Annotated in this window: 19 protein-coding genes and 1 tRNA gene; 13 read left to right on the top strand and 7 right to left on the bottom strand. The window is 63.7% G+C overall.

Translation table 11 applies throughout. From position 1 onward, the window contains the following. Positions 1 to 70: 70 nt before the first annotated feature. Positions 71 to 1,681: an acyl-CoA synthetase gene (locus P6U27_RS34330; RefSeq protein ID WP_407193416.1), complete on the bottom strand. Its 1,611-nt coding sequence runs from the start codon at positions 1,679 to 1,681 to the stop codon at positions 71 to 73. 222 nt (positions 1,682 to 1,903) lie between these two features. Here P6U27_RS34330 and P6U27_RS34335 point away from each other — a divergent pair, with 222 nt between their 5' ends. Further along, a complete protein-coding gene (locus P6U27_RS34335) occupies positions 1,904 to 3,094 on the top strand; it encodes an ABC transporter substrate-binding protein (protein ID WP_209295077.1) in 1,191 nt (396 codons plus the stop codon). Positions 3,095 to 3,191: 97 nt separating this feature from the next. On the opposite strand, the gene P6U27_RS34340 is transcribed toward P6U27_RS34335, so the two are convergent. Beyond that, positions 3,192 to 6,248 (bottom strand): adenylate/guanylate cyclase domain-containing protein, encoded by a 3,057-nt coding sequence (locus P6U27_RS34340; protein WP_209295064.1) that lies wholly within the window; start codon positions 6,246 to 6,248, stop codon positions 3,192 to 3,194. A 321-nt stretch (positions 6,249 to 6,569) separates the two neighbouring features. Between P6U27_RS34340 and P6U27_RS34345 the strand changes: the two genes are divergently transcribed. Further along, the gene (locus P6U27_RS34345; protein WP_407193417.1) at positions 6,570 to 7,043 is read left to right on the top strand and encodes a hypothetical protein; all 474 of its coding nucleotides are present in this window, start codon (positions 6,570 to 6,572) and stop codon (positions 7,041 to 7,043) included. A gap of 462 nt (positions 7,044 to 7,505) precedes the next feature. Here the strand turns inward: P6U27_RS34345 and P6U27_RS34350 are convergent, their stop codons facing one another. After that, on the bottom strand, positions 7,506 to 8,702 hold the full coding sequence (locus tag P6U27_RS34350) for an IS256 family transposase (protein WP_129146477.1): 1,197 nt from the start codon (positions 8,700 to 8,702) through the stop codon (positions 7,506 to 7,508). Positions 8,703 to 9,056: 354 nt separating this feature from the next. On the opposite strand from P6U27_RS34350, the gene P6U27_RS34355 reads away from it, so the two are divergent. Then, positions 9,057 to 9,620 (top strand): pentapeptide repeat-containing protein, encoded by a 564-nt coding sequence (locus P6U27_RS34355; protein ID WP_209295066.1) that lies wholly within the window; start codon positions 9,057 to 9,059, stop codon positions 9,618 to 9,620. 203 nt (positions 9,621 to 9,823) lie between these two features. Here the strand turns inward: P6U27_RS34355 and P6U27_RS34360 are convergent. After that, positions 9,824 to 9,900, bottom strand: a tRNA-Met gene (locus tag P6U27_RS34360). A gap of 367 nt (positions 9,901 to 10,267) precedes the next feature. Here P6U27_RS34360 and P6U27_RS34365 point away from each other — a divergent pair. Further along, positions 10,268 to 11,644 carry a coniferyl aldehyde dehydrogenase gene (locus P6U27_RS34365; RefSeq protein WP_209295078.1) on the top strand — a complete coding sequence of 459 codons (1,377 nt, stop codon included), beginning with the start codon at positions 10,268 to 10,270 and terminating at the stop codon, positions 11,642 to 11,644. 150 nt (positions 11,645 to 11,794) lie between these two features. On the opposite strand, the gene P6U27_RS34370 is transcribed toward P6U27_RS34365, so the two are convergent. Next, entirely contained in the window at positions 11,795 to 12,556 is a 762-nt protein-coding gene (locus P6U27_RS34370) for an SDR family oxidoreductase (RefSeq protein WP_209295067.1), read from the bottom strand. 104 nt (positions 12,557 to 12,660) lie between these two features. Between P6U27_RS34370 and P6U27_RS34375 the strand changes: the two genes are divergently transcribed. Next, positions 12,661 to 13,173, top strand: a complete 513-nt coding sequence (locus P6U27_RS34375; RefSeq protein WP_209295068.1) for a CvpA family protein — start codon at positions 12,661 to 12,663, stop codon at positions 13,171 to 13,173. 128 nt (positions 13,174 to 13,301) lie between these two features. Continuing rightward, a complete protein-coding gene (locus P6U27_RS34380) occupies positions 13,302 to 14,084 on the top strand; it encodes an SDR family oxidoreductase (protein ID WP_209295069.1) in 783 nt (260 codons plus the stop codon). Positions 14,085 to 14,164: 80 nt separating this feature from the next. Here the strand turns inward: P6U27_RS34380 and P6U27_RS34385 are convergent, their stop codons facing one another. Then, positions 14,165 to 14,641, bottom strand: coding sequence for a DUF3775 domain-containing protein (locus P6U27_RS34385; RefSeq protein ID WP_122405834.1), 477 nt, complete (start codon positions 14,639 to 14,641; stop codon positions 14,165 to 14,167). 113 nt (positions 14,642 to 14,754) lie between these two features. On the opposite strand from P6U27_RS34385, the gene P6U27_RS34390 reads away from it, so the two are divergent. The 7 genes from P6U27_RS34390 to P6U27_RS34420 all read left to right on the top strand — a co-directional run bounded on the left by P6U27_RS34390 (position 14,755) and on the right by P6U27_RS34420 (position 22,300). Beyond that, entirely contained in the window at positions 14,755 to 15,603 is an 849-nt protein-coding gene (locus tag P6U27_RS34390) for an MBL fold metallo-hydrolase (protein ID WP_164936779.1), read from the top strand. A gap of 256 nt (positions 15,604 to 15,859) precedes the next feature. Further along, on the top strand, positions 15,860 to 16,702 hold the full coding sequence (locus tag P6U27_RS34395) for a fumarylacetoacetate hydrolase family protein (RefSeq protein ID WP_122405836.1): 843 nt from the start codon (positions 15,860 to 15,862) through the stop codon (positions 16,700 to 16,702). Positions 16,703 to 16,860: 158 nt separating this feature from the next. Next, positions 16,861 to 17,472: a glutathione S-transferase family protein gene (locus P6U27_RS34400; protein WP_407193418.1), complete on the top strand. Its 612-nt coding sequence runs from the start codon at positions 16,861 to 16,863 to the stop codon at positions 17,470 to 17,472. A gap of 14 nt (positions 17,473 to 17,486) precedes the next feature. Then, positions 17,487 to 18,356, top strand: coding sequence for an MBL fold metallo-hydrolase (locus P6U27_RS34405; protein ID WP_209295072.1), 870 nt, complete (start codon positions 17,487 to 17,489; stop codon positions 18,354 to 18,356). 117 nt (positions 18,357 to 18,473) lie between these two features. Further along, positions 18,474 to 19,622 (top strand): alpha/beta fold hydrolase, encoded by a 1,149-nt coding sequence (locus tag P6U27_RS34410; RefSeq protein WP_209295073.1) that lies wholly within the window; start codon positions 18,474 to 18,476, stop codon positions 19,620 to 19,622. Between the two features lie 67 nt (positions 19,623 to 19,689). Then, entirely contained in the window at positions 19,690 to 20,661 is a 972-nt protein-coding gene (gene mbfA, locus P6U27_RS34415) for an iron exporter MbfA (RefSeq protein ID WP_407193419.1), read from the top strand. A 166-nt stretch (positions 20,662 to 20,827) separates the two neighbouring features. Then, complete coding sequence (locus P6U27_RS34420) at positions 20,828 to 22,300, top strand: amidase (RefSeq protein WP_407193420.1); 1,473 nt, start codon at positions 20,828 to 20,830, stop codon at positions 22,298 to 22,300. A gap of 140 nt (positions 22,301 to 22,440) precedes the next feature. Here P6U27_RS34420 and P6U27_RS34425 read toward each other — a convergent pair whose 3' ends face one another. After that, the gene (locus P6U27_RS34425) at positions 22,441 to 23,529 is read right to left on the bottom strand and encodes a Zn-dependent alcohol dehydrogenase (RefSeq protein WP_122405840.1); all 1,089 of its coding nucleotides are present in this window, start codon (positions 23,527 to 23,529) and stop codon (positions 22,441 to 22,443) included. Positions 23,530 to 23,598: the final 69 nt, after the last annotated feature.

Genomic DNA, 23,598 nt, shown 5'->3' on the forward strand with positions numbered 1-23,598 from the left:
CGCGGAGAAGATTGGGTTCCCGCAACCTCCTCCTCTCAGTCATCGCGAGCGCCGCGAAGCAATCCAGCCCTCAGCCAAAATTCTTCTGGATCGCCCTGTCGAGCGTCTCGCCGCCAACGAAGCGCTGGCGCAGCTCGCGCTTGAGCAGCTTGCCGCTCGGGTTCTTCGGCAGGCTATCCACGAAGATGACGCGCTTGGGCACCTTGAAATGCGCCATCTGGCCGGCGCAGTGCTTGATCACGGTGTCTTCGTCCAGCGCCTCGCCGCTCTTGACCACGACGATCGCGGTCACCGCCTCGGTCCAGCGCGGATCAGGCAGGCCGACGACGGCGACTTCGGAGACGGCGGGGATGCGGTAGACCATCTCCTCGACCTCGCGGCTCGCGACGTTCTCGCCACCGGTCTTGATCATGTCCTTGACGCGGTCGACCACGGTGATGTGGCCCTCCTCGTCGACGGTGGCGAGATCGCCGGAGTGAAACCAGCCGCCGGAGAAGGCCGCCGCGGTCTTCACGGGATCGTTGTAATAGCCGGACAGCAGGTGCGGCGAACGGTGCACGATCGCGCCGACCTCGCCGATCTTCACGTCCTCCATCGCCGTGTTGACCACGCGCGTCTCGACATTGAGAACGGGCTTGCCGGCCGAGCCGGCCTTGCGCAGCTGATCCTCCGGCCGCAGCACGGTCGCGAGCGGCGCGATCTCGGTCTGGCCGTAGAAATTCCAGAACTTGACGTTGGGCAGGCGGCGCTGCAGCTCGAGCAGCACCTCCACCGGCATGATCGAGGCTCCGTAATAGCCTTTCTGCAAGGTGGACAGATCGGTCTTGTCGAAGTTCGGCGAGCGCAGCATCGCGATCCAGATCGTCGGCGGCGCGAAGAACGAGGTGATCTTGTGTGCCTGGATCAGCGCCAGAATGTTGTCGGCCGTCGGCTTGCCCGTGATCACGCCGGAGGCACCGAGATAGATTTGCGGTCCCAGGAACACATCGAGCTGGGCGCAGTGATACAGCGGCAGCGCGTGCAGGAACTTGTCCTCCACGCTCATGCCGCCATCGATGATGCAGCTGACATACTGCCACATCACGGCTTCATGGGTCAGCATCGCGCCCTTGGGCAGTGATTCCGTGCCGCTGGTGTAGACGATCTGCGCGAGATCGCGGCTGTCGACGGAAGCGTCCAGGAAGGAGCCGTCGGCGTCGAGGAGATCGTCGAAGGTGGTGAGGCCCGCAGGCGCCGTGGCCGGATCCTCGCCGGGCAGCCAGATCATCTTCTCGACCGCGCAATCCTTGCCGCTGGCCGCGCGTCCGGGCTCGACGAAATCGGGTCCGGTCGCGAGCAGCTTGGCGCCGGAGCTCTTCAGGATGAAATTGATCTCGTCCGGATTCAGCATGAAGTTGATCGGCACCAGCACCGCGCCGATCCGCGCCACGGCGAAGCGTAGCGCGGCGAAGGCGTGCGAATTGCGCGAGAGCACGGCGAGGCGGTCGCCCTTCCTGACGCCGAGTCCCAGCAGGCCGCGGCCGAGGCGGTTGCAGATCGCATCCATCTCGGCAAAGCTCCAGCTGACATTGCCGCAGCTCACCGCGAGCTTGTTCGGCTCCCGGCCCGCCGAGCGGCGCAGGAGGTCGCCGATGGAATGCTCGCGCGCTTTCGAGATGGTGGCTGCGGTGTCGCCGGTCATGTCCTTCCCCCTGAATCTTTACCCTGCGTGAATGGTGGCATGAGCATCCGCCGGCCCACCGCATTCAAGCGTTTTGTGTTTGCGCAAACGTAGTCGGCACGATTGGCTGCGTCAAATTAGCCGGCCCGCGCGGCGCCAGCACGCAAGAATTGACACTCCGGAGCAGCAAATCTGGATTCGTGCACCAACCATAATATCAGGGGGAATACCATGTGCCGGACTATGTGCGCCGCATTTGCGGCCGCACTCGCTGCGTTTGCCATCTGCCCTTCTCATGCCCAGCAGGCGCCGCTCAAGATCGGGGTGCTCTCCGACTTCTCATCCGTCTATTCCGACATCGGCGGCATGGGGAACGTCGAGGCCACCAAAATGGCGATTGAGGATTTTGGCGGTCAGATGTTCGGCAAGCCGATCGAGATGATCAGTGCCGACGTGCTCAACAAGCCCGACGTCGCCTCCACCATCGCCCGCAAATGGTGGGAGACCGAAGGCGTCGACATGATCATCGACCTGCCGACCTCGGCCACTGCGCTCGCGGTGATGGAGCTGTCGAGGCAGTACGAGAAGATCATGATCGTGACGGATGCGGCGAGCTCCGATATCACCGGAAAATCCTGCTCGCCCTACACCGCGCATTGGACCTACGACACCTATGCCAACGCGCACACGGTCGGCAGCGCCATCGTCAAGAATGGCGGCGATACCTGGTTCTTCCTCACCGCCGATTACGTGTTCGGCCATTCGGTCGAGCGCGACACAGGTGACGTCGTGAAGGCCTCCGGCGGCAAGGTGCTAGGCAGTGTCAAGCATCCGCTCAACACGGCGGATTTCTCCTCGTTCCTGCTTCAGGCCCAGGCGTCCAAGGCCAAGATCATCGGGCTGGCGAATGGCGGCGGCGACACTATCAACGCGATCAAGCAGGCCGGCGAGTTCGGTATCGTCGCCGGCGGCCAGAACCTGGCTGCGATCGTGATGTTCATCTCCGACGTGCACAGCCTTGGCTTAAAGCTGGCGCAAGGCCTGATCATCACCGAGGCCTATTACTGGGACCTCAACGACAAGACCCGCGCCTTCGGCAAGCGCTTCCTGGAGCGCGTCAAGCGCATGCCAACCATGAATCAGGCCGCGACCTACAGTGCAACGCTACACTACCTCAAGGCCGTGCAGGCCGCCGGCACCAAGGACACCAAGACGGTGATGGCCAAGATGCGCGCGCTGCCGGTAAGGGATGCCTTCACCGACAACGGCGTGCTGCGCGAGGACGGCCGCATGGTGCACAGCATGTACCTGTTCCAGGTGAAGAAGCCCGAGGAATCGAAGGGCCCGTGGGATTACTACAAGCTTCTCGCCGAAGTCCCGGCCGACCAGGCGTTCCGGCCGCTGAAGGATGGCGGCTGCCCGCTCGTGAAGTGAGGCTCGCGGGGACGTACAACCGGTCGATCGGCCTCAATTCGCTCGCAGCGGCGCTGAGGTCGGCCGCAGCAGCATCGCGGACCGGCCCGAGGCAGAGTCAGGTGAACTCGTCGCCGCTCGCCAGCATCGCGCTCAGCATCGCTTCGGCCTTGTGCTTCAGCGGCAGCGCGCCGCTGTCGGAGGCGAGCGCGATGGCGGCGCGCAGAGCGACAAAGATAGCGGCCTTGTTCGCCGCATCCGATGGCGGGGTCACGATGGCTTCGCCGAACAGGGCTTCGGCCTCGAGGCCCGAAAACCCCTGCTGACAGGCGGTGTTGCGGGCCTCGCGCAGCATGTTCTGCGCGGCCCTGATATCGCCGAGGCGGTGGGTGACGAGCGCAAGATAGATCGAGCTGCGCAGCACCGCCGAGGTATAGCCGACCGCCCTCGCCTCCTCACGCGCCTCGGTCAGCATGCCGCGCGCCCGCTCCAACAGCCCCTGCTCCAGATAGGCGATGCCGAGATGGCAGGCGAGCACCGGCACGAACAGCCGGATGCCGTGCTTCTGCGCCAGGACAAAACCGTCTTCGAGAATGGCGGCGGCGGCCGCCGGATCGTTCTGCCCGAGCTTCAGCCAACCGCCGCTATAGGCGGCGGCGACGCGGTCGTAGGGGCGGCCGGTCTCCTCGGCGATCGTGGCGGCTTCGCGCTGGAGCTGCTCGGCGGCGTCGAGCTGGCCCATGACGGTGTGGGTGAAGCTCTTCATCATGCAGCAGAGGAGGAGTGTGTATTTCGGGGGCGTGGCGAAAGGCGCACTCGCTTCCATCCCCAAGAGATGACTACGGGCCCGTGCGAAGGTCTGCTCTGCCTCGCAATAGCGCCCGGCAAGAAAGTACGCTTGGCCGAGATTGTATAGTGCGAGGTTGCGCCACCCCGGATTACCAGTTTCCTCGGCAAGACCAACAACTTCCTCACCGAGAGCAACAGCTTCGGTGGGCGTCCCGTAGAAGTTCTGCCCGCCGGCCATGACTGTCATGGCGGCAACCTTCCTACCGACGTCTTCGATCTCGTTGGCCCTGCGGTCGGCCTCCTTTCCCAGCTCGACCCACTCGGCAATCCGGCCGGACCAGATGAAAGCCATGCGCGCTTCCATCCGAAGATCGATGGCATTCATCTCGCGCGAACGCGTCATTGGGGTTTTATCGAGCGCACTCATCGCCGTCTGGAAATAGTCGACCGCATCAGCATATGCCGAACGCAAAAGACACTTTTGTGCGGCGCTTCTCCCGTAGCTGAACGCCTTCGGCCAGTCCTTGGCACGTACCGCATGGTAACTGAGGGAGTCGGGATCATCTCTCCACGTACCGTCGCTCTCGAAAGCCGCAAGAACGCGCGCATGTATGCTCTCGCGTACCTTTTCGACCATCGATTCATACGTAACTTGGCGGACCATTTCATGCCGAAACTCAAGCGAGTTCTCGAGGTCGCTATCGACCCGAACGAGAAGCTCGGCGCGGTCGAGCGCCGCAAGGCAATCTTGGAAGGCGCTTTCAGGCAACTCCGAGACCTTCTGCACGACCGCTTCGTTCGATCGCGGCCCCAATGCGGCAGCCACTTGCAAGACGAGGCGCTCCTGTCTCGACACGCGATCCAGCCGCGCTGCAATCACGCCTTGGATGCTCGCGGGAATACCCAGCTCTTCAATCGGCCGAACGAGAGCCAGATCGCCCCACTGACCGCGCAGCGTACCGTTATCTTTCAGGCCCCGGCAGACCTCCTCGATGAATAGCGGGACGTTTGCCGTGTGGGAAATGATCCGGTTCTTCAAGTCGCCATTTGTCGCTGATGTGCCAAGCATGTCGGTCAGCATCGCCAATCCTGAATCATCGTCCAATGGACGCATCGCAATGACCTCGGCACGACAACGCGCGATCCATTCCGGCATTCCGTTCGGTCGGCTCGTCAGGAACACGAACAGATTGGGAGTCTGGAGCGACGCAATCGCCGCAATAACGTTGTCGCTGGCTCGATCGACCCAGTGTAAGTCCTCTATGAGCAGAATGGCGCTCTTTCCACGGACCACGCTTTCCACGATCGCGCAACTTGCCTCGGAAATCGCGCGACCACGCGCGTAAGGCTCCAGTTCGCTCCAGCGCGGATCGGAAATGGGCAAATCCAGCACTGCATCGATTGCAAGCCGATGCACCGCCGACAAATCCTCTCGAGGATCTCCACGGCGATCGCAGTCCTTTGCGACGGCCTCGAGAATAGAAAGCACCAGACGCTTCAAGGTGCTGAATGGCGCCCCCTGAAGGTTAGGGCTGCATTCGGCGTCGACCAGCAGCCAGCCATCGGTCCGAAGATCCTGCACAAACTCGTGTGCAAGCCGCGATTTTCCAATGCCGGCGTCGCCCATCAGCAGAACGGTCTGCCGACTCGTCGGAACCCTTTCCGCGGCACGCCAGAGCAGCGCCCGCTCCATCGTGCGATCAACGAACCGGGAAACGCTACGCGCACGCCGCACCCGCCAACTCGAAAGATCGCTCGCTCCAACAATGCGATACACAGGCAGGGCTTCGCTGAAGCCACGCAGGCTCTTGCGACCAAGAAAATCAAACCGGACGTGCCCGTCTGCTAGCTTCTGGCAGGCTTCCGACACATAGATCTGGTTTGCCTCAGCCGCCGACTCCAGCCGCGCGGCCAAATGCTGGGCTGCGCCACCGATCTCATAAACCTTGGAAAACTCGCTGGAGACCATGTAGGCCACCACATGGCCCGAGTGGAGGCCGACGCGGACCTGAAGTCCGGGATCGCCAAGGCTGCCTACACGCCGGACCAGCTCGATGGCCGCGTGGCAGGCCAAGGGTGCATGGTTGTCGTCGGCGATCGGGGCGCCAAAGACCGCCGCCAGGCCGTCCCCCAACTCCTTGCTGACAATTCCGCCAAACTGACGTACCGCGGCCCTCATCGCTGCCAGCGCCGGCTCGAGGCGCGAGACGGCCTCCTCCGGCTCCAATTCGGCAACAAGACCCGTGGAGTCCACGACATCAGCTCGCAGGATCGTCACAAAACGACGTTCGCTATCGGGATCGACCTGCTTGCGCACTGCGGCCCCGCATTTGGAGCACCAGCTATCGTCCGGATCGATCGCCGACTGACATGCGAAGCAATGCATCCCTGCGCCTCAAGGGTCGCGGTCCTTCTGTCGACCAGAATCCACCGGCAACTTTCGACAACAATACCTATCAAGAACCGCTTAGCAATCGCGCTCGCTCCTCAGTCAGCCGGCACGGTGCGGTTGGCGATCTGGACGAAGCACAGTCCTGAGTGGTAGCGTAAACAATCCCAGCAAAGATGGGGCACATTTTCGACGGCGTGAGGTCGGCCAGACTGATCAGCGTTGCCGGAGTTGTATGTATATTCGCAAAGCCAAGGAAATATTGAGGGAAAGGCGATGGGCTCGAGAACTTACACCGGGGCTTCATTCAAGGATTTGATGAACGACAATTATTTCCCGCTGGAAAACATGCAGCGGAGCGTGGACATTCTGAAGGCGTCGTCGGATATTCATCTGCCGACCCTCGAGTATGGTCAATACCACCTGATCCTGACGCCGGCCGACAGATGGCCGGATGGGAGCGCTGCGTATTGGCACAAGGAGAAGGGCCGGGCTCGCGTCGATCTCAGCACCCAGCCGAACTGCACGCCGCTCTCCAACGACGAGCCCGGCGTCATTCCGCTGACTCGCTGCGATCTGCTCGATGCCCGTCCGCAAATGCTTCAACTCCGAGCCGCCGATCCCGATGAAGACGAACATCATCACGCATGCAGCCAGCGATGCGTTTGCGCACCGACACGAGATCCGGCTCAAGTGGGAATATGCCAACGGCGAGGACAAGGCGCCAACCCTGCTCTATCTGACGATGGTCTGCCCGTACAGGGACTGATCTTTCGCCGTCTTCGGCTTTGATCAAGGGTCACAGCAATCGCATCTCGCACGCTCCGGGCCCCACGGAGTAAAGACGCCGCCGTCAGCTCCGTGTCGGTCAAGCGCTGTCGCCACAACCGCATCGTTGAATGGTGAGCTCGCTGCTCTTGATCGGTGCTGTCGACGTGCGGCCCTTGATCTTGGGGCCCTCGAAGACGTGGGTCGGCTGGAACGCCGCGCAATTTTGCGGAGTTCGTCGAGGGCGGAAAGACGATCAAGTTTCAGCCTGATCGCTTGGTGTTCGGGGAAGCACCGTCGATGCTGGTCGGGACCGAAAGGCAATCAGGGACAGTTCTGTGCGTCAAGTTCAGCAAAATTGATCATGGGGTCCGGCCGAGCCATCCCCTCGGAGCCGCCGTCGCTCGCTTGCCCAAAAGCGCAGCGCTGGCGAGCGACGGCGGCGGAGAGGGGTGGCGTGCATCCCCTTGGTGGGCCTGAGCATCGTCAGGCCGCCTGGCGTAACGCCTCCTTCTTGTGTTCCTTGAGCAGGTCCATGTTGAGATAGCGATGATCCTCGAGCCAGGTCTCGTGACGCTCGACGGTCAAGGCGCGCACCAGCCGCAAGCAGCTCTCGGCATTGGGGAAGATCCGCACCACGTAGGTGCGCCGCCGGATCTCCTCGTTGAGTCTCTCCAGCATATTGGTCGACTTCATGTGTTTGCGGTGCGCCAGCGGCAGGCGGAAGTAGGTGAGCGTCTCCTCGATGTTCTCTTCCACCCAGCCGGTGAGCTTGGGGTACTTGCCGCCCCATTTGCCGAGCCAGGCGGCCAGATCGCGCCGGACCTCCGAGAGGTCGCGCCGGTCGTACATCCATCTGAGCTCCAGCAGGCAATCGTCATCGACCTTCCGAGGCACATAGTCGAGCGCGTTCCTGAGGAAGTGCACATAACAGCGCTGCCAGAACACGCCGGTGAGAACTTCGGGAATGGCCTTCTTCAAGCCCGGATGATCATCGGAAACGACGAACTCGACGCCATGCAGGCCGCGGGCCTTCAGGCCTTCCAAAAACTCCTTCCAGCTCGATCGGCTCTCCCGGTTGGCGAGATCAACCGCGAGCACCTGACGCCGGCCCTCCCAGTCGACCCCGATCGCGATCAGCACCGCCTGGCTCGCGATGATGCCATCGTCCCTGACGCGCTCGTAACGGGCGTCCAGGATCAGATAAGGGAACGGCTCCTTGAGCTTGCGCTCGCAGAACGCCTTCAGCGACGCATCCAGCCGCTTGTTGATCGCGCTGATCGCCGAGGCCGAGAAGGCATGGCCCACCAGCTCCTCGGTGACCTGCTTCACCTTCCGGGTCGAGACCCCTTGCACGTACATCTCGGCCAAGGCCGCCACCAGCGCCTTCTCCGAGCGCTGGTAGCGCTCGAACAGCTCGGTCGAGAACCGTCCCTGCCTGTCCTGCGGCACCTTCAGCTCGATCTTGCCGACCCGGGTGATCAGCGAGCGGGAATAGTAGCCGGAGCGATAGCCAAGCCGCCCCTCGCTGCGCTCCCCTTTCTCCGCACCCAGCGTCTCCGTCATCTCGGCTTCGAGAATGTCCTGCACCGCACCCTGGATCAGCGGCTTCAGGAACTCCTTGTCCGACCTCAACAACTCTTTGACTGCAGAGACATCCGTCCTAATCTTCGTCACGGTCATGGCGGGTCCAAGCTCCTCTACGAGCGGTGATCTTCGCAATCACCGGACTTACCATGACCGCTTCAGCCTCTCAGCTTTTGCAGAACCTCCCGCACACTACCTCAGGGACTTTTGAGAGCGGCCGAATCTGAAGATGGAAATGGCCCGCTTCGCGCGGGCCATTTCCGTATCGGGGCGGCGCAAATACCAATACCGGCATTCGCTTCAAGTTGCGATCAGATCGAGGCACCTCCCGCGTCACGAACGCAGTGAACCTCCTTCAAGCCATTGATCTTTCGCAATCGCTCCCGGATCGAACGAAAACGTCAGATCGCGCGACAGAGGTGCATGGTTAGATCTGATGATCCCAATGATTTGCCTGAAGAGGATGATCCTCTGGACCGCACGGTGCGCCTGCCGCCCAACGACTGCTCGCTGGCCAGGACGGTGCAGCAGGGCCGCGACATGATGTTCGCGCAGCTCGCTGGCGTCGACATGACCGAAGCGAACTTTTACTGCGCGATGTTTCACGATGCGGTGCTCGAAGGCGCCATTTTGGCGCGTTGCGATCTGCGCGGCGCGACCTTCAATGACGCCAATCTGCGCCGAGCCGACCTTCGCGGTGCCAACTGTGGGCTCGACAATCTAGGCGGTTCGACCGATTTCATTGGAGCTGATCTGTCAGGTGCCGACTTGCGTCAGGCCAATATCGGCGGTGCGGATTTCACCAACGCGAAGTTGGTCGGCGCCGATCTTTCCGGTGCCAATGCCGTCAGCGAGTTGCCTAACTGGCGTCTCACATGGTTCAGGGGCGCCGATTTGACGGGTGCACGTCTTGCCGGGGCAAGGCTGAGCGGCGCGACATACGATGATCGCACTGTCTTTCCCCGCGGGTTCAATCCGAACGAGGCCGGAATGATTCTATTCATCGGCCGATAGATGAATGTGGTGGATGTAACCGCCTTCGGGAATTGCGGGAGCTGCACATTCGATTGAGCGACCAGAAGTCCGCACCGCTGCAACGTCTCGCCGAGCCGAGCCTGCCGACGAGGCCAAACGGCCCTGCAATAATCTCCGCCCAAACAAAAAATGGCCCGCATCAAGCGGGCCATTTTCGCATCGGATCCGGTGAAATCCGAATTTGGTTGCGGGGATAGGATTTGAACCTATGACCTTCAGGTTATGAGCCTGACGAGCTACCGGGCTGCTCCACCCCGCGTTAAACACTTGCGCGCCTTCGCCAAAATGCCGGGACGGTCGGTTGAGGCCGGCGCTGTTCGCGCAGCTTGCTTCTTCCGTCCCAAAGGCTTCCTTGGAAGGCAACCCGGGGGCGGTGCCCGTCGGGTGCGGGGCGTATGTATCAAGGCGAGGTGCCTTTGGAAAGGGCTGCGGGAACGTTTTTTTCGACTTTATGACAGGGAGATGGACGGATTTCGGCTCCGTTCCGCGCGCTCTTGCCAGAAGTTCCACAAAGGGCCAGCTTGCGGCAACAAGATTAAGGCTGGAACGCCGGTCGAGGGAGGAAAGCCGTGGACAAATCCCTGACGACCGCCCCGCTGCGGACGCTGGAGGAGGCCTTGCACGCCATGATCGTGCGGTCGCGGAGCGAGCCGGCGCCGGACCTTGCCGAGCGGCTCGACCGGCTGGCGCGGCTGCGCAGCGTCGTCGCCGACAATGAAGAGCGCTTCCGGCAGGCGATCACGGCCGATTTCGGCCACCGCTCGGCGGTCGAGACCACCATCGCCGAGATCATGCTGGTGTTCTCCGAGATCCGGCATGCGACAAAGCACCTCAAGACCTGGATGACGCCGCAGCGCGTCGCCACCGCGCTGCAGTTCCTGCCCGCACGCAACCGGCTGATGCCACAGCCGCTCGGCGTCGTCGGCATCATCGCGCCCTGGAATTACGCGCTCCAGCTCACGCTCGCGCCCGCGATCGGCGCCATTGCCGCCGGCAACCGGGTCATCATCAAGCCGAGCGAGCTGGTCCCGCACTTCGCGGCGCTGCTGAAAGAGGCGGTCGGGGAGAAGTTCGATGCCGCGGAGGTGCTTGTCACCGGCGTCGAGGACGAGATCGCCACGGGCTTTGCGGGCCTGCCATTCGACCATCTCATGTTTACCGGCTCGACGCGGGTCGGTCGGCTGGTCGCGGAGGCCGCGGGGCGCAACCTGACGCCCGTTACGCTCGAGCTCGGCGGCAAGTCGCCTGCGATCATCGACGCCTCGGCCGATCTCGACGAGGCAGCCGAGCGCATCGCCTACGGCAAGCTGCTCAATGCCGGACAGACCTGCATCGCGCCGGATTATGTGCTGGTGCCGGAGCGCTCGTTGCAGGCCTTCGCCGAGAAAGTGCGCGCGCAGATGCGGCGCATGTTCGGCACCGATCCCTCAAATGAGGACTACACCTCCATCGTTTCCGACCGGCATTATGCCCGGCTCGAAGGCCTGGTCGCGGATGCGGCGCAGCGTGGCGCGAAAATCCTGCAACCGGCAAAGCCCGATGAGCCCAACTGGAAGGCGCATCGCAAATTCCCGCCGACGCTGATCCTTGGTGCGACCGAGACGATGGCGGTGATGCAGGAGGAGATCTTTGGGCCCGTGCTGCCGGTGCTCGGCACTCGCGATGCTGCGGAGGCGATCGCCTTCGTCAACGCCCGCGACCGGCCGCTGGCGCTGTACTGGTTCGGCAAGGAACGCAGCGCGCGCGACGAGGTGCTGGCGCGCACCGTCTCGGGCGGCGTCACGATCAACGACTGCCTGTTTCACTTCACGCAAATCAACCAGCCGATGGGCGGCGTCGGCGCCTCCGGCACCGGCGTCTATCACGGCGAATGGGGCTTTAGAACGTTCAGCAAGCTGAAGCCGGTGTTCTATCGCTCCAAGTTCAACCGCCTCGCCGATCTCTATCCGCCCTACGGCGGCAAGATCGCGCGACTGGAGAAGTTGATGCGGCTCATGTCGTAGATCGTCAAACACCGTCGTTGCGAGCCAACGGGTCTGCGATGGAGACGCCGGCGCTGCGCGCGCTGCCAACTTGATCCTGTGGTTATGGGTCCCGGCCTCCGCCGGGACGACACCTGAGTGAATCGCGCTTGTCCGGGACGACGGAGAAAATCAATTCAGCAGGAACCCGCCGTCCACCGTCACCACGCTCCCCGTCATGTAGCGCGACGCGTTCGATGCCAGCAGCAGGATCGCGCCGTCGAGATCGGACTCGGCGCCGACGCGGCGCTGCGGGATGCGTTTGGCGAGGCGCTCGCCCGCCGGCGTCGACCAGAACGCGTGGTTCATCTCCGTGTCGATATAGCCCGGCGCGAGCGCGTTGATGCGGATGTTCTGCCCGGCGAGCTCCAGCGCCATCGCCTTGGTCGCCTGAATGATGCCGGCCTTGGAGATCGCGTAAGGCGAGACAGCCTTCAAGACGCCGGTGCCGAGCACGGAGGCGATGTTGACGATGTTGCCCGACTGCTTGCGCGCGATCATGCGGCGGGCGATCTCGGTCGCGAGGAAATAGGCGCCCTTGAGATTGGCGCCGATCACGGCATCCCAATCGGCCTCGGTCTGCTCGGTCGCGAGCTTCTCGATGGCGATGCCGGCATTGTTGATCAGCACCGTGACGGGACCGAGCGCCGCTTCCGCCGCATCGACGGCCTTCGCGATCGAGGCCGTGTCGGTGACATCGAGCGCGACCGCAGCCGCGCGGCCGCCCTTGCCGCGGATCTCCTCCTCCAAGCTATTCAGCTTGTCAGTCTGCCGCGCGGCAAGCGCGACGGCCGCGCCATGCGCCGCCAACACCCGGGCAAACTGCCGGCCCAGCCCCTGGCTCGCGCCCGTGACGAGGATGGTTTCTTGACTGACGTCGAATAGGTCTGACATTGGCGATAACCCTTCGCTTTTGGAGCCATCAATACAGACGATTTTAACGATCTGAAACCGGAATGATCGGTTCGGCGTTCATTCGTCAGGCAGGGCTTTCGCTCATGAACAGTTTCGATCTCGCGGTCTATGCCGTGCTCGCCGTCGCTGTCGGCTTCGGCTTCAGGACCGGCCTGCTGCGCAGCGGCATGACCATTCTCGCCTATCTCCTCGCCGCGCCGGTCGCGGTGGCGCTGATGCCGATGATCGCACCGCAAATCGCCGCCAATCCAAACTCGCCGCTGCTGCAGAACTGGATGTGGTTCTTCGCCATCTTCGTGGTGGTCGGCATGCTGTTCGGCCATATGGGCCGCATCGCGCTGAACGACACCATCGGCGAGGCCGGCATCGGCGACCGGCTCGGCGGCGCCGCGCTCGGCGCCGTCAGGGTCGGCCTCGTGGCCACAACCCTGGTGCTGGTGTTCGACCAGATCGTGCCGGCCAACCGGCAGCCGCAGTTCCTCGCCGGCTCGCATCTGCGGCCGCTGTTCTCGGCTGCCGGCCAGATGGGATTCAAGTCGCTGCCGCCGGAGGCCGCGGCCGCGATCGACCGTCTCAAGCAGGAGCGGCGCATCTGATCAGGCGCATATGCATCGCCGCACGGAGGCGCATGCATTTTGTGCGAGCGTCTCTCTTATCAGAGGCGTCACAGTTGGCTAGAGTGCGGCCCGTCCAAAACCTGCCTGACATTTACGGGAGTGAAACAGTGGATCTTGGGATCAAAGGTCGCCGCGCCATCGTCTGCGCATCCAGCAAAGGCCTCGGGCGCGCCTGCGCCATCTCGCTGGCGGAGGCCGGCGTTCATGTCACACTGACCGCGCGCGGCGCCGAGGCCCTGAAGAGGACGGCTGACGAGATCCGCAAGGCCTATCCCGATGTGACGGTCACCGAGATCGTCGGCGACATCACGACGCCGGCCGGCCGCGAGGCGGTGCTGAAGGCCTGCCCCGAGCCCGACATCCTGATCAACAATGCCGGCGGCCCGCCGCCCGGCGATTTCCGCAACTGGACCCGCGACGACTGGATCAAGGCGATCGACGCCAACATGCTGACGCCGATCGAGCTGATCAAGGCGACTGTCGACGGCATGATGGCGCGCAAGTTCGGCCGCATCGTCAACATCACATCGGCCGCGGTGAAGGCGCCGATCGACATCCTGGGCCTCTCCAACGGCGCGCGCGCCGGCCTCACCGGTTTCATCGCCGGCCTCTCGCGCAAGACGGTGATCAACAACGTCACCATCAACGGCCTGTTGCCGGGCCCGTTCGAGACCGATCGGCTCACCGGCACCGCGAAGGCCGAAGCTGACAAGCGCGGCGTCAGCCCTGAGCAGATCCTGGCCGAGCGCGCCAAGCTCAACCCCGCCGGCCGCTTCGGCCAGCCCGACGAGTTCGGCTACGCCTGCGCCTTCCTGTGCGGCGCCAAGGCCGGCTTCATCACCGGGCAGAACATTCTGCTGGATGGTGGTGCGTTCCCGGGCACGCTGTAGTCGGCACCGCAGGTGTGCTCCCTCGCCGCATTCTTAAGGGGCGCGGCGATGGGCTCGCAAGCGACACGACATGATATTGGTCACCGCCGCTTCGTCGATTCGTCCTCGTCCCGCGCGCTGGGATCGGAGGAATCGGCGGTGAGGCGCTCGCCGGTCCAGTCGATGCCGAATTCGTCGAGCCCATTGGCGAGCAGGTCGCCCAGCATCGGCTCGCCAAGCAGATAGTGCACCGTTTCGCGACGCGGGCTGCGATACTCCCCCCGCGCCTCGACGGCGCGGGCCCGCAGATCGTCCCAATCCTCGATCGTGCCGTCGCCGCGACCGAGCCAGGTCAGCGCGACGAGATCGAGCTGCTCGTCCTCATTCAAAGCGATCATGAAGCTTCCGAGTTCTTGGATGACGGGGTCGGAGCCATCGTCATCGAGGACATCGACCGCATCGTCATCGCTCGGGTTGGAGCCGGAATCCGGATCGGAGCCCGCCTCCTTGACGTCGAATTCGCGTGCCTTCTCGATGATGAAGGCGACCTTGTCGGCGGATATTGCAAGCTCTGGCATGGCTCCTCCTCCGGTTCCCGCGATAACGCCGCATTGCGCCAGATGATCCATTGCGCTTGATGGCGGAAAGCCGCATCTTTCGGCGCCAAAACAAGAACACGGGAAGGTGCCGGATGCGGTGGAAGGTTGGCAGGGTCAAAATCACCAAAGTTGTGGAATTGGAGACGGTCGGCTCGACCCGCTTCATTCTGCCGCTCGCGAGCAACGAGGAAATCCGCAAGCTGCCCTGGCTGATCCCGCATTTCGCAACTGAAGAAGGCCGGCTGAAAATGTCGATCCATTCGCTGGTGGTGGAGACGCCCGGCAGGCGTATCGTGGTCGATACCGGCCTCGGCAACGACAAGCAGGGGCGCAACGTCCCGACCTGGAACAACCGCAGCACGCCATTTCTGGAGACGATGACGGCGGCCGGCTTTCCGCCCGACAGCATCGATACCGTGCTGTGCACGCATCTTCACGTCGATCACGTCGGCTGGAACACGAGATGGTCCGGCGGCAAATGGGTGCCGACTTTCCCGACGGCGCGCTACGTTTTCGGCAAGACCGAATACGAATACTGGCGCGACCATTCGACGGAGCCGGACAAGCAGGCCGTGTTCGGCGATTCCGTGCAGCCGATCGTCGATGCTGACAGGGCCGATTTGATTCCGAGCGACCACCGGCTCTGTGAGGAGATCAGCGTTGTCCCGACCCCGGGCCACAGCCCCGGCCACATGAGCGTCCTGATCCAGTCTGAGGGCGAACAGGGCCTGCTCACCGGCGATGTCGCCCATCATCCCTGCCAGATGGCGCATCTCGACTGGTCCTCGACCGCCGATTCCGACCAGGCGCAGTCTGCCAAGACGCGGGCAGCGCTGTTCGGCCGCTTCGCCGACACGCCGACGCTGGTGATCGGCGGGCATTTCGCGGCCGGGCACATCCGGCGCGACGGGGACGCGTTCAGGTTTGTGGCGCTGGCGTAGGTCTCATGCCCTGGACGCTGCGCAGCACGAAGTAATGCGCTGCTGAGCCGGGGTCCATACCGCGCCAAATCGGGCACAAGTGATCTGGATCCCGGCTCTGCGGAGCAGCGTTGCACGCTGCACCGCGTCCGGGACACGATCGCACCCATCGAATCCAGAAGCCTGCAATGCGGCCCGTTATGAGCGGTTGAATTTCCTGCCGCCCTGTTCCATGAAGCTATTAACCGATCGGTCCAATCTCCAGGGAGAAACGAGAATGAAGCTTGTTCGTTATGGCGAGAAGGGTGCGGAAAAACCCGGCCTGATCGACAGATCCGGCCAGTTGCGCGACCTGTCGGCGCATGTGAAGGACCTCACCGGCGAGGCCTATTCGCCTGAGTCCCTGAAGAAGCTGGCGGCACTCGATCCCGCCTCGCTGCCCTCCGTCTCCGGCAAGCCGCGGCTCGGTGCGCCCGTCACCGGCATCTCCAAATTCGTGGCGATCGGCCTCAATTACAGCGACCATGCCAAGGAGACGGGCGCAGAGATCCCGAGCGAGCCGATCATCTTCATGAAAGCCAACACCTCGCTGTCCGGCCCGAACGATCCGGTCGAGAAGCCGCGTGGCTCGACCAAGCTCGACTGGGAGGTCGAGATCGCCGCCATCATCGGCACCCGTGCGAAGTACGTCTCGGAAGCCGATGCGCTCAACCATGTCGCCGGCTATTGCGTCTGCAACGACGTCTCCGAGCGCGCATTCCAGATCGAGCGCCTGGGCCAGTGGACCAAGGGCAAGTCGCACGACACGTTCGGGCCACTCGGGCCGTGGCTCGCCACCAAGGACGAGATCAAGGACGTGCAGAACCTGTCGATGTGGCTCGACGTCAATGGCCAGCGCCGCCAGACCGGCTCGACCAAGACCATGATCTTCTCCATGGCCAAGTGCATCTCCTATGTGTCGCAGTTCATGACGCTGCTGCCCGGCGATATCATCACGACGGGCACCCCGCCCGGCGTCGGCCTCGGCATGAAGCCGCCGACCTTCCTCAATGTCGGCGATGTCGTCACGCTCGGCATCGAGGGCCTCGGCGAGCAGCGCCAGGAGATCGTGGCGGCGTAGGCCGCACGCGCATCACACTCCGTCGTCATGCCCGGGCTTGACCCGGGCATCCACGTCTCGCAGTCTGACCACACCGCGACGCGTGGATGGCCGGGTCAAGCCCGGCCATGACGGAGGAGACACCGTTCGCAAAAGATCGATTGCAGGGAATAGTCCTCATGAAACTCACCTTCTCCCCCGCCTCGCCCTTTGCGCGCAAGGTGCGGATCGCCGCGATCGAGCTCGGGCTGATCGACAAGATCGAGCTCGTGCCGGCGACCGTCGCGCCGGGCACCGCCAACGAGGACTATTCGCGCATCACGCCGCTGAAGAAGCTGCCGGTGTTGATCACCAACGACGGCGACGTGATCTTGGACTCCTATGTCATCGTCGAATATCTCAACGAGCTGGCCGGCGGCAGCCTGGTCCCGGACTACGGCCCGCGGCGCTGGAAGGCCAAGACCAACCACTCGCTGATCAACGGCATGCTCGATTCCATGCTGCTGTGCCGCTACGAGAAGATGGTGCGGCCGCAGGGCCTGCAATGGCAGGCCTGGTCGGACGATCATTGGAACAGGGCCTGGACCGGCATGGCGCGCTTCGAGAACATGCCGGAGGTGCTGAACGGCCCGTTCGACATCTCGCAGATCGGCCTCGTTTGCGTGCTCGGCTATGCCGACTTCCGCTTCGCCGATTGCGGCTGGCGCAAGGCCTATCCCAAGCTCGACGCCTTCCACCAGAAGATGCTGGAGCGGCCCTCCGTGAAGATTTCGGTGCCGCCTCCGGCGTAGTCGCAGGAGTTCTCATGAGCCTCACATACTCGCTCGGCGATCTCACCATCCATCGTGTCATCGAGCAGGAAACCTCGTTCGTCCCGGCGCTTGAGATGCTGCCGGGGCTGACTGGCGAAGTGCTGGCCGAGAACCGGGCATGGATGCGCGAAGCGAAGGCGCTGGACCAGCAGGATGTGCTGCTGCTGTGCTTCCAGTCCTATGTGGTGAAGACGCCGCACCACACCATTTTGATCGACAGCTGCATCGGCAACGACAAGCCGCGGCCGCAGCGGCCGAAATGGAACATGAAGACCGACGACACGTATTTGCGTGCTCTCAACGCCGCGGGGTTCTCGGTCGATGACATCGACTTCGTGATGTGCACGCATCTGCATGTCGATCACGTCGGCTGGAACACGCGGCTGGAGAACGGTCGCTGGGTCCCGACCTTCCCGAAGGCGCACTACATCTTCGCGAAGCAGGAGTTCGATCACTGGTCCGCACAGAATGCGAAGGCGGAGATCCCCCCTTTCGCCGATAGCGTGCTGCCGGTCGTGGAGGCCGGCCGCCATGAGCTCGTCGGCAACGACCATGCGATCGGCGACCACGTCCGCATCCTGCCGACGCCGGGCCACACGCCCGGTCACGTCGCCTTCACGATGGGCCGCGGCAAGGACGACGCGGTATTCTCCGGCGATCTCATGCATTCGCCGTTGCAGACGCACTATCCGGAGCTCTCGATCAAGTTCGACGTCGATCCGGACGCGGCGGCGAAAACGCGCCGCAGCTTCCTGGAGCGCTATTGCGACAGCGACACGCTGTGCTGCACCGCGCATTTCCCCTCGCCGTCGGTCGGCAAGATCAGGCGCAAGGGCAACGGGTTCGTCTGCGTGGCGGTTTAAGGCGACCTTTCTTTTCGGTCATGCCCGGGCTTGTCCCGGGCATCCACCTTCTTACAATCGATGGCGACGAAGGACGTGGATGGCCGGAACAAGCCCGGCCATGACGAGGAAGCAATCATGGCCGATCTGCCCGACATTCCCCTTCCCGCCGGCATCCGCTCGCGTTATGTCGACGACATCAACGGCCTGCGCATGCATGTGCTCGAGGCCGGCTTCGAAACCAGGGACCGTCCCTGCGTCCTGCTGCTGCACGGCTTTCCCGAGCTCGCCTTCTCCTGGCGCAAGGTGATGCCGGCGCTGGCCGCCGCCGGCTACCACGTGCTCGCGCCCGACCAGCGCGGCTATGGCCGCACCACCGGATGGTCCGCGGACTATGACGGTGATCTTACGCCGTTCTCGCTTCCGAACCTCGTGCGCGACGCGCTTTCACTGGTGTCAGCGTTCGGTTACAGGCAGGTCGACCTGGCCGGTCATGATTTCGGCAGCCCGGTCGCGGCGTGGTGTGCGCTGATAAGGCCGGATGTGTTTCGCTCGGTGACGCTGATGAGCGCGCCGTTCGGCGGCGCGCCGCCATTGCCGTTCGACACGGTCGATGGCCCGCGCAAGCCTGCGCTCGAAGATCCCGTGCATCGCGAGCTCGCCGCGCTGCCGCGGCCGCGAAAACACTATCAATGGTACTACTCGACGCGCGAGGCGAACGCCGACATGCACCGGGCGCCGCAGGGCGTGCATGATTTCCTGCGCGCCTATTATCACCACAAGAGCGCGGACTGGGCCGACAACAAGCCTTATCCGCTGAAGTCGTGGTCGGCGGACGAGCTCGCAAAGCTGCCGACCTATTACGTGATGGACCTCGGTGAGACCATGGCCGAGACCGTCGCCAAGGAAATGCCGTCGCCGGCCGCGGTCGCCGCCAACCAATGGCTGCCGGACAGCGATCTCGCCTATTACAGCGCCGAATACAGCCGCACCGGATTCCAGGGCGGGCTGCAATGGTATCGCTACGGCACGTCGGGCATGCTCAACAACGAGATGCAGCTGTTCTCGGGCCGCAGCATCGACGTGCCCTCCTGCTTCATCTCGGGCAAGCAGGATTGGGGCACTTACCAGCGTCCCGGCGTGTTCGAGACGATGCAGAGGCGCGCGTGCACGAAGATGCTCGGCTGCCATCTCGTCGACGGCGCCGGCCATTGGGTGCAGCAGGAACAGCCGGCCGAGGTGAGCCGGTTGCTGCTCGACTTTCTCGCAAAGGCCGGCACGGCCTGATTTGACCCGGAAACGGTGGCGTCCTATATAGTTTAGAATAATTCTAAACAATTGAAACAGGGCCGCCGTGAAGAATTTTGCCGATCTGACCGAGCGCGAGGTGCTGGCGGTCGCGATCTCCTCCGAGGAGGAGGACAGCCGCATCTACATGACCTTTGCCGAGGATCTGAAGGAGCGCTATCCCGACTCGGCAAAGCTGTTCGAGCAGATGGCCGAGGAGGAGCGCGGCCACCGTCACATGCTGCTGGAAATGTATGAGCAGCGCTTCGGGCAGCACCTGCCGCCGATCCGCCGCGAGGACGTCAAGGGTTTTCTGCGCCGCCGCCCGATCTGGCTGACCAAGAACCTGCCGCTCGACACCATCCGCAGGGAAGTCGAGACCATGGAGCTCGAGGCCGAGCGCTTCTATGCGAAAGCCGCCGAGCAGGCCGAGGACGTCAACGTGCGCCGGCTGCTCGGCGATCTCGCCGAAGCCGAGAAGAGCCATGAGCACACCGCCGCCCGGCTGACCGGCGAAATCCTCAAGCCCGACGTGCGCGCGGAGGAAGACCGCACGCGCCGGCGGATGTTCGTGTTGCAATATGTGCAGCCGGGCCTCGCCGGCCTGATGGACGGCTCGGTCTCCACGCTGGCGCCGTTGTTCGCGGCCGCGTTCGCCACGCACCAGAACTGGCAGACGTTCCTCGTCGGCCTCGCCGCCTCGATCGGTGCCGGCATCAGCATGGGATTTGCGGAAGCCTTGTCCGACGACGGCTCGCTCACGGGGCGCGGCTCGCCCTGGCTGCGCGGCATCACCTGCGGCGCAATGACGACGCTCGGCGGGCTCGGCCACACCGCGCCCTATCTCGTGCCCGACAGCTGGGCGAACGCATTCTGGATCGCGACCGGAATCGCCTGCGTCGTCGTGTTCTTCGAATTGTGGGCGATCGCCTTCATCCGCTCGCGCTACATGGACACGCCGTTCCTCCAGGCCGTATTCCAGATCGTGCTCGGCGGCGCCATCGTGCTGGCAATGGGGATATTGATCGGGGCGGCGTAGGCCTCTTCTGTCGTTCCGGCGAAGGCCCAGACCTTCGCCGGGACGACGGCGGAAGTTGTAGCGCCGCGTCTGCCTGTTTCTCCCACACATCAATCGCCATCAAGCAGCGGCTGCAGCGTTCGGCCAAACTGCGCATAATCCAACAACCAGAGCGGGAGAACGCGCCGTGGCCAAATCGGAATGGAGTTTCAAGAGTGCGGTCGAGCAGTCGGCCGCATTGAGCGCGAAGAAGGTCTCGGCGGTCGAGCTCACGCAGGATGCGATCGCCCGTATCGAGCGTCACGATGGCAAGATCAACGCGGTCTGCGTGCGGGATTTCGATCGCGCGCTCGGCACCGCGCGCGAGGCGGACGCCGCATTGGCCCGCGGCGAGCGCAAGCCGCTGCTCGGCCTGCCCTTGGCGATCAAGGAATCCTTCAACATCGCCGGCCTGCCGACGACCTGGGGGTTCGTGCCGCAGAAGGATTTCAAGCCCGTGGAAGACGCGCTGGCGGTGGCCCGCATCAAGCAGGCCGGCGGCGTGATCCTCGGCAAGACCAACGTGCCAGTCGGCCTCGCCGACTGGCAGAGCTACAACGACATCTACGGCACCACGAACAACCCCCATGATCTCGGCCGCACGCCGGGTAGATCGTCCGGGGGATCGTCGGCTGCCCTTGCCGCGGGCTATTGTGCGCTCGCCACCGGCTCCGACATCGGCGGCTCCCTGCGTGTGCCGGCATTTCATTGCGGCGTCTTCGCTCACAAGCCGACCATCAATCTGTGCGCCGCGCGCGGCGAGACCCCGCCGCCGTTTCCAGCCATTCCGCGCGAGGGCGACCTCGCCGTCATCGGGCCGATGGCGCGCACGGCGGCGGATCTTTCCTTGCTGCTCGACGTCATGGCGGGACCCGATCCGCTCGACGCCGGTATCGCCTACAAGCTCGGCTTGCCTGTCGCACGGCATCAGTCGCTGCGGGATTTTCGCGTCGTGGTGATCGACAGCCATCCGCTGCTACCGACTGACCGGGATGTCCGCAGCGCGATCGACGGGCTCGCAACCGATCTTGCGAAGGCCGGCGTCACCGTCGCGCGCGAGAGCGCGCTGCTCCCGGACTTCGCGGAGACGTCGCGGCTTTACATGCGCATGCTGCTGAGCTTCCTCGGCGCGTTCTTACCTCCCGACGAGCTGGCGGATGCGCAGGCACGGGCGAGCCAGCTGTCGCCGGAGGACCGGAGCCTCGGCGCCGAACGACTGCGCGGCATCACCGCGAGCCACCGCGCCTGGGTGCTCGACGCAGGTAGCCGCGCCGGCCTGCGTGCGCAATGGCGCGCGCTGTTCAGCAGCTTCGACGCGGTGATCTGCCCGATCATGCCGACACCGGCCTTTCCGCATGATCATTTGCCGGAACAGCGCCTGCGACGCATCAGCATCGACGGCAAAGACTACCCTTATTCCGACCAGCTTGCCTGGCCGGGCGCTGCGACGCTTCCGGGCCTGCCTGCGACCGCCGTTCCGCTCGGCCTGTCGAAAGACGGCCTGCCGGTCGGCGTGCAGATCGTCGGCCCCTTCCTCGAGGACCGCACGCCCCTTAAGCTCGCCGAGCTGATCGAGCGCGAATTTGGCGGGTTCGAACCGCCGCCATTATTTGACGATTAGCCTTGATCGTCATTGCGAGCGAAGCGCAGCAATCCAGCATCTTTCCGAGGCGACAGTCTGGATTTGCTTCGTCGCAAGAGCTCCTCGCAATGACGGAGCAGAACAATTTCGAGATTCCGGGGTCGCGCTCCGCGCGCCCCTCAGCTATCGAACACGATCACGCTGCGCAGCGTCTTGCCGGCTTTCATGCTGGCAAAGCCCTCGTTGATCTCGTTCAGCTTCAGCTTGGCCGAGATCCAGTCCTCGAGGTGCAGCCGGCCGCGCAAGTAGAAATCGACCAGGCGCGGCATGTCGACGCGAAAGTGGTTCGAGCCCATCGAGGAGCCCTGGATCTTGCGCTCGCGCAGGAAGTCGAAGCCGTGCAGCTCGATCTTCTGTCCGAACGGGATCATGCCGACGATCGTTGCGGTGCCGCCGGAGGCGAGCATCGCAAAAGCCTGCTCGGCGGTCTCCTTGCGGCCGAGCACCTCGAAGGAATGATGCACGCCGCCATTGGTGAGATCGCGCACCTGCTTCACGACATCGCCATCCGCCGGGTTGATGATGTCGGTCGCCCCAAGCTTGGTCGCGAGCTGGAGCTTGGCCGGATTGGTGTCGATGGCGATGATGCGGCCGGCGCCGGCGATCTGTGCGCCGTTGATCGCGGCCATGCCGACGCCGCCACAGCCGATCACCGCCACGGTCTCGCCGGCCGTCACCTTCGCGGTGTTCACGACCGCGCCGTAGCCGGTGATGACACCGCAGCCGATCAGTGCGGCGAGATCCAGCGGCATCTCCTTCCTGATTTTGACGATGGCGTTCTCGTGCACCAGCATCTGCTCGGCGAAGGAGGAGAGATTGAGGAACTGGTGCAGCTTTTCCGGCTTCGACCATTGCATCCGGTTCGAGACACCCGGCATCATCTTCACCGTGGTGTCGGTGCAGAGCACGGTCCGGCCCGTGGTGCAGTTGTCGCAGGTGCCGCAGAACACGGACAGGCAAGTCACGACATGGTCGCCCGGCTTGACGTAAGTGACGTCCGAGCCGACCTGCTCGACCACGCCGGCGGATTCGTGCCCGAGCACCGCAGGCAGCGGATGCGGATAGAGCCCTTCCATGAAGTGCAGATCGGAGTGGCAGAGGCCGGCGACGGCGGTGCGGATCAGAACCTCGCGCGGACCCGGCTTCGGCAGGCTGATGTCCTCGATGACGAGCGGCTTGTTGACTTCGTAGAGGACGGCGGCCTTCATCGGTGTTTCCTCGTTGTTATGATTTCGTTGCCTTGCAGGGACTCCACCTCTCCCATGGGGAGAGGTGAA

Source organism: Bradyrhizobium sp. STM 3566 (genome assembly GCF_045571445.1).
In the GTDB taxonomy this organism is placed as follows: domain Bacteria; phylum Pseudomonadota; class Alphaproteobacteria; order Rhizobiales; family Xanthobacteraceae; genus Bradyrhizobium; species Bradyrhizobium vignae.